The sequence below is a fragment of the Flavonifractor sp. genome, assembly GCF_019422385.1.
Lineage (GTDB): Bacteria > Bacillota > Clostridia > Oscillospirales > Oscillospiraceae > Flavonifractor > Flavonifractor avistercoris.
Window position 1 is genome coordinate 1 of sequence record NZ_JAHZDL010000081.1, and the last position, 10,786, is coordinate 10,786.

The 10,786-nt window shown below is 61.1% G+C and carries 7 protein-coding genes; all 7 read left to right on the plus strand.

Features of this window, described 5'->3' with window-relative positions:
- Positions 1–782: AraC family transcriptional regulator (locus QZ378_RS10320; protein ID WP_291258202.1), on the plus strand; the 782-nt coding region annotated here is incomplete at its 5' end.
- A gap of 124 nt (positions 783–906) precedes the next feature.
- Positions 907–2,676 (plus strand): ABC transporter ATP-binding protein, encoded by a 1,770-nt coding sequence (locus QZ378_RS10325; RefSeq protein WP_291258203.1) that lies wholly within the window; start codon positions 907–909, stop codon positions 2,674–2,676.
- Position 2,677: 1 nt separating this feature from the next.
- Positions 2,678–4,426 carry an ABC transporter ATP-binding protein gene (locus QZ378_RS10330; RefSeq protein WP_291258204.1) on the plus strand — a complete coding sequence of 583 codons (1,749 nt, stop codon included), beginning with the start codon at positions 2,678–2,680 and terminating at the stop codon, positions 4,424–4,426.
- A 420-nt stretch (positions 4,427–4,846) separates the two neighbouring features.
- The gene (locus QZ378_RS10335; protein WP_291258205.1) at positions 4,847–6,547 is read left to right on the plus strand and encodes an ATP-binding cassette domain-containing protein; all 1,701 of its coding nucleotides are present in this window, start codon (positions 4,847–4,849) and stop codon (positions 6,545–6,547) included.
- Entirely contained in the window at positions 6,540–8,138 is a 1,599-nt protein-coding gene (locus tag QZ378_RS10340) for an ABC transporter ATP-binding protein (protein WP_291258206.1), read from the plus strand. The genes QZ378_RS10335 and QZ378_RS10340 overlap by 8 nt, the downstream gene beginning before the upstream one ends.
- 94 nt (positions 8,139–8,232) lie before the next feature.
- The gene (locus tag QZ378_RS10345; protein WP_291258207.1) at positions 8,233–9,195 is read left to right on the plus strand and encodes a succinylglutamate desuccinylase/aspartoacylase family protein; all 963 of its coding nucleotides are present in this window, start codon (positions 8,233–8,235) and stop codon (positions 9,193–9,195) included.
- A gap of 446 nt (positions 9,196–9,641) precedes the next feature.
- The gene (locus tag QZ378_RS10350; RefSeq protein WP_291258208.1) at positions 9,642–10,523 is read left to right on the plus strand and encodes an AraC family transcriptional regulator; all 882 of its coding nucleotides are present in this window, start codon (positions 9,642–9,644) and stop codon (positions 10,521–10,523) included.
- Positions 10,524–10,786 lie beyond the last annotated feature (263 nt).

The following is a 10,786-nucleotide window of genomic DNA, read 5'->3' on the forward strand; positions in this document are numbered from 1 at the left end:
ACTCCGTGTTCCGCACCACGGAAGATATGCTGTGCATCGACTACTGCCGCCAGGGGCGGATGGAGTACCCGGCGGGGCCGGACACTTACTCCTATGTGGAGGCCGGGGACCTGAAACTGGACCGCCGGCTGGAGCATCAGGGCCACTTCACCTTTCCGCTCTCCCACTACCACGGCATTACTATCGGGTTCACCTTGCCCCTTGCCGCACAGTCCCTGAAGGAGTGGGTGCGTGAGTTCCCAGTAGATCTGGTACGGCTTCAGGAGAAGTTCTGCGCCGGCCGCCACCCCAGGGTGATCCACGGGGCGCCCTCGGTGGACCGCATCTTCCAGGAGCTCTACGCCGTGCCGGAGCAGATCAAACTGCCCTACTTCCGCATCAAGGTGTTGGAACTGCTGTTGTACCTAGACGCCCTGGAACTGGACGAACGGACGGAGAAACCTTACTTCTATAAGTCCCAGGTGGAGAAGGTCAAGGCTGCCCACCGACTGCTGACCGAGGACCTGGAGCGGCACTACACCATTGCGGAACTCTCAGAGCGTTTCTCCATCCCAGCCACAGCCCTGAAGGAGTGTTTCAAGTCGATCTACGGCCAGCCTGTCAATACCTATATGCGAAACCTTCGCATGGACCGGGCCGCCCTACTCTTGAGGCAGGAGCCTCAGACCAGCGTGGCGGAGATCGCCGGGCGGGTGGGGTACGACAGCGCCAGTAAATTCGCCGCCGTGTTTAAGGAAGCCAAAGGAAAAACGCCGCTGGAATACCGGCGGGAAGGCCGGTAAATGTTCTCGTCCAAACGGGACCGAACCGGCGCGCCGGAGCGGACAAAATGGGAAAACTCTCTTAAAATCGTTGTAGTTAGCGCAAGCAAACTACAACGATTTTTCTTTGAGAGGAGTGCTGCGTATGAAGGAGCGAACCTGGCTCGGCATCCTGCTGTCCTTCGCCGCGCCCTGCCGGGGGAAGATGGCCGCCTCTGTGGTGCTGGCCATCCTCAGTGTGGCGGGCGGCTTTGTGCCGTATCTCGGCGTCTATCAGATCATCCGGCTGTTTCTGGAGCGGCAGGCGGACTGGGATGGTATTCTGTTCTGGTGCGGCGTGTGCCTGGCGGGCTACGCCGTCAAGGTGGCGGGCTACGCCCTGTCCACCATGCTGGCTCATGTGTCCGCCTACACCATCCTGGAGGGTCTGCGCCTCCAGGCAGCGGACCGGCTTATGGGGGCGCCTCTTGGAGAGGTGGAGTCCAGGCCTATCGGCGCCATGAAGAGCACCATCGTGGACCGGATCGAGGACATTGAGCCGCCCCTGGCCCACATGATTCCGGAACTCAGTTCCAACATCCTGCTGCCCCTGGTGGTGGTCGCCGCCATGTTTTCCATTGACTGGAGGATGGGACTGGCTCTGCTGGCGACCATCCCCTTTGCACTGATCCCCATGGCTTTCGGGATGCGGAGCTATAACAAGAACTACGCCGCCTATATGGAAGCCAACGCCCATGTCAACAGCGTCATCGTGGAGTATGTGGAAGGCATCCAGGTGGTGAAGACCTTCAGCCAGGGGGAGCGGTCCTATCAGAAGTTCGCCCAGGCGGTGTCCTCCTTCAAGGCATTCACCATGGACTGGTACCGCTGCACCTGGGCTTCCATGAACCTGTGTCTCTCCATCCTGCCCACCACCCTGCTGGGGACGCTCCCCATAGGGATCTATCTCTATCAGGCGGGAGTGCTGGACCCGGCCCAGGTAACGCTGTGCCTAATGATGGCCCTGGGGATCGTGACCCCGCTCATGAGCGCCACCGCTTTCATCAATTCCATAAAGAGCATGCAGTTTGCGGTGAAGGACACCCGGGAACTGCTGGATCTGCCCCAGTTGTCCCAGGCGGAGCAGGACGCGCCGCTCAATGACTGCGATATTCAACTGCATGATGTGTCCTTCTCCTACGGCGGCAGCGATGGGAAGGAAGTGCTTCACCATCTGGACCTGACCATCCCCCAGGGGAAGTTCACCGCCCTGGTGGGTCCCTCCGGCGGCGGAAAGTCCACCATCGCCCGGCTGGCGGCCCGGTTCTGGGATGTGACCGGCGGCTCCATCACCCTGGGCGGGCGGGACATCCGGGAACTGCCTCTGAAACAGCTCTCCCGGGAGATCAGCTTCGTCACCCAGGACAACTTCCTCTTTGACTGCTCCCTGAAGGAGAACATCCGGCTGGGAAAGCCGGGGGCTTCGGACGAGGAGGTGTTCGCCGCCGCCAGGGCAGCCCAGTGCGAGGAGTTTATCGGCCGTCTGGAGCACGGCTGGGACACCGCCGCCGGGGACGCGGGCAAGCAGCTCTCCGGCGGGGAGCGTCAGCGCATCGCCATCGCAAGAGCGATTTTGAAGGATGCTCCCATCGTTATTTTGGACGAGGCCACCGCCTTCACGGACCCGGAGAATGAGAACAAAATCCAGCGGTCCATCATGGCCCTCTCCAAAGGAAAGACCCTGCTGGTGATCGCCCACCGGCTTTCCACCATCCAGAACGCGGACCAGATTGTGGTGCTGGAGAAGGGACAGATCGTGGACAGAGGTACTCAGAGGGAACTGCTCTCCCGCTGCCCGCTGTATCAGGCGCTTTGGGCGGCCCATGTGGGGGCGCAAACTTGGGCGGTCACTTCCGGGGAAAAGGAGGGAAACTGAGATGTTTCAAAGTGTCGGACGCATATTGCGGTGGGCGAAGGGCTATCGGAGACGGATGCTCCTGGGCTTTGTGTGCTCCTTCTTCGCCACCTGGTGCACCGCCGGGCCGGTAATGCTGGCTGCCTGGGCCCTGGGGCGGTTGATCGGAAACGCCTGGGGAGAAAACGAACTCCCGGCCTCTCTTCCCTGGCTGTGCCTGGGCGGGATCGTGGTGCTGATCCTGCTGCGGTTCTTCTTCACCTATTGGAAGAACCGGCTCCAGGAGAGCATCGGTACGGAGCGGGCGGCGGACCAGCGCATGGAGCTGGGGAATGTGCTGAAGCGGGTGTCCCTGGGGTACTTCGCAAGGAACAACCTGGGGGACATCCTAACCGCCCTCACCACGGAGCTGAGCACACTGGAACTTCAGAGCATGAAGATGGTGGACGCGGTGATCAACGGCTATATCCAGGTGGCGGTGATCCTGCTGTGCGTGGCCATCTTCTGCCCGCCTGCGGCTCTGGTGGCGCTCCTGGGTGTTCTGATGTCCGCCTTTGCCCTGCGGGGCATCGGCCGGCAGAGCGCCTGCACCGCACCGGTGGGACACCGGGCCCAGGAGGCTCTTTCCGGCGCGGCCATCGAATACATCTACGGCCTGCCGGTGGTGAAATCTTTCGGCCAGGACGGGGTATCTGTCCAGCGATTCCGGAAGGCCTGCCGGGACAACAAGGCCATCCGCATCAAGAATGAATTCGGTTTCGTCCCTTGGAATTGCCTGCATCTGTTTGCCCTGCGGGCGGCGTCCGTGGGGCTGGTCCTTACTGCCGGACAGCAGGCTTTGGCGGGCGCTCTGCCGCTCCCATATTTCCTGATGATCGCCCTGTTCTCCTTCACCATCTTCGGCAGCGTGGAGGCCATCAACGACGCGGCACACGTCCTGTCGGTGACAGACTCAGTGTTGGACCGGCTGGAGGAGCTGGAGCGCACCGACTTCATCGACAAGGACGGCCGGGAGATCGCCCCGGAGAAGTTCGATGTGGCCCTCTCCCATGTGTCCTTTGGCTACGGCCAGCGGGAGGTGCTCCACGATGTGACCTTCGTCGCGCCCCAGGGGACCACCACCGCCATCGTGGGGCCGTCCGGCTCCGGCAAGAGCACCATCTGCAACCTGGTGGCCCGGTTCTATGACGCGGACAGCGGGACCGTGTCCGTCGGCGGCCACGATGTGCGTGAGTTCACCTGCGAGAGCCTGCTGCGGAATATCTCCATGGTCTTTCAGAATGTGTATCTCTTCCAGGACAGTGTGGAGAACAACATCAAATTCGGATGCCCCAACGCCACCCATGAGCAGGTGGTGGCCGCTGCCAGGGCCGCCTGCTGCCATGACTTCATTATGGCGCTGCCCAATGGGTATGACACAGTGATCGGGGAAGGCGGTTCCACCCTTTCCGGCGGCGAGCGCCAGCGCATCTCCATCGCCCGAGCGATTTTGAAGGACGCGCCCATCGTGATTTTGGACGAGGCCACAGCCAGCGTGGACCCGGAGAATGAACACCTGATCCAGCAGGCCCTGTCCGCCCTGACCAAGGGAAAGACGATCCTCGCCATCGCCCACCGGCTGGCCACCATCCAGCACGCCGACCAGATCTTGGTGGTAGAGGACGGCCGCATCGTCCAGCAGGGCACCCATGCGGAGCTGATGGCCCAGGACGGGCTGTACCGGTGGTTCATTGAGATCCGGGAGCAGGCTGAGGGCTGGCGCATTGGCTAACTCTTTGTCCGGAGACATCCTCTATGGAGGATGATTGGGAAGCTGTTATTACCATTAAGCCAAAAGGGCAATGTGGACCGTATCATGGGCTATGAGAAAGAAAAGCAGACAGAAAAGGGCCACGCCCAGGAACGATGATTGAAAGAAGTATGGTTTGATATGAAAAGCGAATACGACCTGAACAAATAAGATTAAACTGACCTAAAGGGGGGCAAAAGCAACCGGCCGTCCTGTGCGTGGGACGGATGCTCTTGACAGGTTAGAAACAACTAACTATAATAAGGGTAATGACTTGCCACAAATTCCACCCTTGGGCCATTTCCTGGGCTGGAACGCGGCGCCAAGGGAAGAAGGGGTAGTATGCTGCTGTTAAACAAAACGCTCCTCCGCATGGCAAAAGGCCTGTGGAGGTGGATTTTTTTGATCACAGGCTTAAAGCTGGCCGTGCTGGTGGGCCTTGCCGCCTTTGCCCGGATCATCTCCGGGTTTCTGGGCAATGTGGCATCCCCAGCCATGACGGCCGGAGATGGGGCCAGGGCTGTCGCCTCCGCCTTGCTGACGGCTGTAATCATGCTCCTGCTGGAGCTGCTTACCGGCGAGGCCCAGTACCGCTGCACCGCAAAGGCCCGGCAGACGCTCCGTACTGGGATTTTCTCCAAAGTGCTGGAACTGGATGTGGGCAACGTGGAGAAAATCGGCCCAGTGTCCGCCATCACCTCCTCCGTGGACGGAGTGGAGTCCATGCAGGTCTACTACAGCCAGTACCTGCCCGGCCTGTTTTACAGCCTGCTGGCGCCCATCTACCTGTTCTTCCAGCTGTGGAAGGTGCCGCTGGCGCCGGCGGTGCTGCTGTTTCTCGTCTCCTTTTTGTTGCTGCCGGTGAACAACATTTTCCGCCGCCACATTGAAACCCTGAAGACCCAATACTGGTCCTCCATGGAGGACTTGACCGGCTACTATTTGGAGAGCGTCCAGGGGATTACCACCTTTAAGCTCTTTGGCAGAGACGGCCACCGGCAGGCGGTACTGGCGGAGAAGTCCCGAAACTTCAACGACAAAATCATGGAGGTGATGAAGGTGAACTTCTCCTCCTTTCTCCTCACCGATGGGCTGATTTACGGGGCGGTGGCAGTTTCCACCTGCATCGCTGCCGGGCAGCTAGCCGCGGGAGCCATCCCATTTTCCAGCGGGCTGATGGTGCTGCTGCTGTCCTTTGGATTTTTCGGCTCGGTGCGGCAGTTGATGAACGCCACTCATTCCGCCTTGGCAGGTGTGTCCGCCGCGGACAAGGTGGAAAAACTGCTGGCCATCGACACCACCCGCCCCTACGACCCCGCCCTGCCGGTAGAGAAGGAACCCTATCCCGGCATCCGCATGGAGCATGTGTCCTTTGGCTATCAAGGCCGGGAGGCCGCCCTGCGGGACGTGACCTTGGAGATCCCCAAGGGGAAGGTGACGGCCCTGGTGGGCCTTTCCGGCAGCGGGAAGTCCACCATCGCCTCCTTGCTCATGCGTTTCTACGACTGGGAGAAAGGCCGCATCCTGTTGGAGGGCCGGGACCTGGTCAGCCTTACCCCGGAGGAACTGCGGCGGCGCGTTATTTTGGTGCCTCAGACGGTGAGCCTATACAGCGGAACCATCCGGGAGAACCTGCGCATGGCCGCCCCAAGCGCCACCGATGGGGAGCTGCTGGAAGCTCTGGATCAGGTGCGTCTCAAGGAGTGGGTGCTGTCCCAGCCGGCGGGCCTGGACACCTCTGTGGGGGACGCCGGGGGAAAACTTTCTGGGGGCCAGCGGCAGAAGATGGGCATTGCCCGGGCGCTGCTATGCCGGGCGGAGTACATCCTCTTTGACGAGGCTACCTCCAGCGTAGACCGGGACAGCGAGCAGGAAATTTGGAACTGCATCGGCGAGCTGGCCCAAACACGCACGCTGCTCATCATCTCCCACCGGCTCTCCACCATCCGGGATGCGGACGTGATCTATGTGCTGGAGAAGGGGCAGGTTTCCCAGCGGGGGTCCCACCGGGAGCTGATGGCCCAGCCGGGGCTCTACCGTCGCCTGGTGGAGGAGCAGGCCCAGCTGGAGCAGCAGGGAGAGGAGGAGTGCTGCCATGGGTAAACGATTTGCCTATTCCATCCCCGCCATGACAAGGCGGCTGCTGAAAATCGCCGGGCCGGTAAAGGGGACTTTGTGGGTCTCCACTTTGGCCAGCGTTGTGGGGAATCTTTCCCAAATGGGGCTGATGGGCTTTGGGGCCATGCTGCTTTTGTCCTGCGCCGGAATGGTGGGCGGCCCGCCCTGGGGGTACGCCGGACTCATGGGGCTTTCCGCCCTGCTTATCGTTTTGGGGCGGTATATCGAAGGGGTGGTCTCCCACGCGGGGGCTTACCGGCTTTTGGCCAGCATGCGGGTGCATTTGTATGGGACCATCCGGAAGCTGGCGCCAGCCTGCCTGATGGACCGGGAGAAGGGCGACTTGCTCAACATTGCGGTGTCTGATATTGAAACAGTGGAATTCTTCTTCGCCCACACCATTGGTCCCATGTTCACCGTGATTCTTCTGCCCTGCGTGACCTTAGGGCTGGCGCTGTGGTTCCAGCCCCTGTTCGCTGCCGTACTACTGCCGGTGTATTTGGTGGTCAGCGTGGTGTTTCCCTTGGCGGCTGTAAAGGCGGGCCGGGGAATGGGCATGCGGTACCGCACCCGGCTGGGGGAGATGAAATCCCTGGTGCTGGAGAGCGTCTACGGTCTGCGGGATATCCAGATTTTCGGCTTTGGCGCCCGCCGGCTGGAGCAGGTGCAGGAGAAGAACCGGCAGGTCAACCAAGCGGCCCACGGCATGACTCTCCACCGGCAGGCGGTGTCCGCGGCGCCCACCTTCTTTGTCTACCTGGCCCGCATCCTCGTGATTGGGGTGGCATCCTGGCTGGCGGCGTCCGGCGCGCCCAACCCGGTGGGGACGGTGGTGCTCTCCTTTGTGGCGGCGGCCTCTTTTTCCTCCACCCAGTCCCTGACTATGGTGGTCTCCAGCCTGCTGGAAACCTACGCCGCCGCGGAGCGGCTGTTCCTCATCGAAGACACGCCCCCGGAGGTCACCGAGCCTGTCCATCCCGTCTCCTGCGGGCCCATCCGCTCCATCCAGTTCGACCATGTGGGCTTTTCCTACAGTAGCTCCTCCCGGGCCATATTAGAGGACTTCTGTCTGGAACTCTCCGGCCATGAAAAGCTGGGCATTGTGGGGGAGAGCGGCATTGGCAAATCCACGGTGCTCCGGCTGCTGCTCCGGTTTTGGAACCCCAAAAGCGGGCACATCCGGGTAAACGGCATTCCCCTGGAACGCGTGCCTTTGGAGGAGCTTCGTCGCCGGGTGGCCGTGCTGGAGCAGGACACCTTCCTCTTCAACGGCACGTTGGGGGAGAACATCGCCTTGGGCAAACCAGACGCCTCTCGGGAGGAAATCGCGGAGGCGGCCCGCCGGGCGGGGCTGGAAGAATTTATCAAAAACCTGCCCCAGGGGTACGATACCCCCATGGGCCAGATGGGGGCCAGACTGTCCGGCGGTGAGCGGCAGCGGGTGGGCATTGCCCGGGTGATGCTATTGGATCCGGACGTGATTGTCATGGACGAGCCCACCAGCAGCCTGGACGTGCTCCACGAAAAGGAGCTGTTGCGCACTCTCCGGAGGCCTGCGGGGACAAGCTGCTGCTGATTGTCTCTCACCGGCCCTCCACCCTCACCGGCTGCGACCGGATCGTCCGGCTGGAAAATGGCAGGGCAGTGGAAGAAAAAGGAGGCATGAACCAATGAACGAGATCCAAACGCCCGGAAGACATCCCTTTTCCATCCCTGTGAAGGGCGGGCAGCCCATAGAAGGTGTGCGCCTGGTGGGAAATCAGCCGGGAAAGACCTTGGTGGTCACTGCCGGCGTCCACGGGGACGAATATGTGGGCATCCAGGCGGTGCGGGAACTGCTGGCCCAGCTTTCTCCGGGGGAGCTTTCCGGGCAGGTGATCTTTGTGCCGGTGGTCAACGCCGGCGGCTTTTTCGCCGGCACCTACCGTGTCCCGGAGGACGGGGAGAATTTGAACCGCTGCTTCCCGGGGGTCAAGGGGGAAACCTACACCTGGAACATGGCTTCCGTCCTGGAAGCGGCCCTCTATCCCCAGGCGGACTTCCTGCTGGACCTGCACGGCGGCGGGATCTATGAAACCATGGAGCCCTTGGCGTTCTTTCCCGTGGACGCGGGAGAAAGGGTAAAGTCAGTGGCCCGCCAGGCGGGGAAGGCCCTGTCCCTGACCTTTTTGGTGCAGTCATTCGCCAGGGACGGGCTGTACAGCTGGGCGGCCCAGCAGGGGATTCCCGGCTTGTTGGTGGAACGTGGCGGCGGCGGAACCTGGAGCAGAGCGGAAGTGGATGCCTGCAAGGAGAACATCCTCCAGCTGTTGGACTTTCTGGAGATCCGCCCCTATGGCTGCCGGAGGGAAACGCCCCGGGAGGTGGAGGAGGCCCATTATGAAACCGTACAGGCCAGCGGCTATTGGTATCCCGAGAAGCAGCCGGGAGACCCCTTCTTCCAGGGAGAACTTCTGGGCCGTGTGGAAAGCGGGGAGGGAGAGACCCTGCAAGCCATCACCGCCCCCTTTGACGGCGTGGTGCTGTACCAAACCCATATCCTGGGTGTGAGCCAGGGGATGCCCCTTTTGGCCTATGGGAAGCTGCGGGCGGAAGGGGGACTTTCCCGCCAGGAAACAGAAAGGATGCTATGACCGAGAACAAAAATTACAGGACACAGACCTCTACCAGTGAGAGGAACAAGCTTCATCTGGTATTCCCAGGGATTTGGCTGGCGTTTCAGGACGTGGAGGCCTATTCCTTTTCCCCCTGGGGGAAGGTTCCCTCCGGCCTGCTGGAGATCACCCATTGCCGGGAAGGCAGGCTGGAATATCAGGACAGTTGCCAGGCCTTTTTTCTAGGGGAGGGAGACTTATCAATTCGCCAAACCCGAAAAGAGGAAGCGGCCCTTCTCTGTCCCGTCAAGCGGTACCGGGGGCTTTCCGTCCTGATTCACCCGGAGCAGGCACCTCCCTGCACCTCCTGCTTTTTAAGGGACCGGCTATGAAGTGGGAGAGATCCGGAAGGAGCCCTGGAGGAAGAAAGGGTTCTTTGGCCGGTAAGGAGATAGGGCATAGCATCAAGAAGAGGAGGCTGAATTGTGCTGGCAGAATTTCTGGCTGACCAAGGAGACTGGACACCGGTGATGCCCGGCGCCCGGGCCTGCCTGTTTTCCCTGGATGAGCGGCCGGGTCCACTGCCTCTCCAACTGGAACACCTGCACTTTGAGACCCTGTTCTGCCTGCGGGGGTCCGTGACCTTGACGCGGCAGGACGGTTCCTTTCTGAAAGCTGGCGCCCAGCAGGTGCTGCTCCTCACGGACCTCGCGGGCTTTACCGGTGCCAATGTGGACGCGCCCTTGGAAGGCGTTTTGGTGGCAGTGGATGCCCGGGGCGCCCGAGAGAGCCTAAAAAGCATCTGCAATCTGCTGGGCGGTTTGACCCTGGACACAGGCCGGGTGCGGTGGTGGATGGCCAGCCAGGGAGGCTGCGCGGTAGTAGGCCCCACGCACTGGAGCCGGGCAGCCTTTGCCGACCTGGACAGCCTTCCCAAAAGCGAGCGGGCACGCTGGTGCGTGTGGAAGTCGGTGGAACTGCTCTATCTGCTCTCCACCCAGGAGGAACAGGAGAGGGATGTACCCCCAAGCCCGATGCCGGACCGGAACCTTGCCCGGCCACTGGCGGAGACACGCCGGTACATGGAAGAGAACCTGGACGAGCCTCTCACCATCCCCGCCTTGAGCCGCCGGGCGTGTCTCTCTGCCACCACGTTTAAGGAGGAGTTCCGCCGGCTGTATGGCCTGCCCGTCCACACTTGGCTGCGGCAGCGGCGGATGGAGCGGGCGGCGGAACTGCTGCATACGCCCGGATTAAGTTTGGAGACAGTGGCACAAGCGGTGGGGTACAGCAGTGTCAGTCAATTTGCCGCTACTTTCCGGCGGTACTATGGGGTGACCCCTGGAAAGTATCGAAAAAATGTCTGATCCGACAACAATTCGGCCGATTCGGCAATGCAGCTGTGCGGAGCATCTGCTATAATACATCAATACGCAAAGGAACATGATTGTTCCCCAACAGGAGGAGATCTGAATGAAACAACATCGCTTCTGGGCCTGGGGCGCCGTGATCTGTATGGTCATGGTGATGATCACGGGCTATAAACGTAAATAATATAGAGAAAGGAAGAGTTTTCCATGATGAAGCACTATGTCAGACTGGCCTGCTTCGTGGGCGGCGCTCTGTTTGG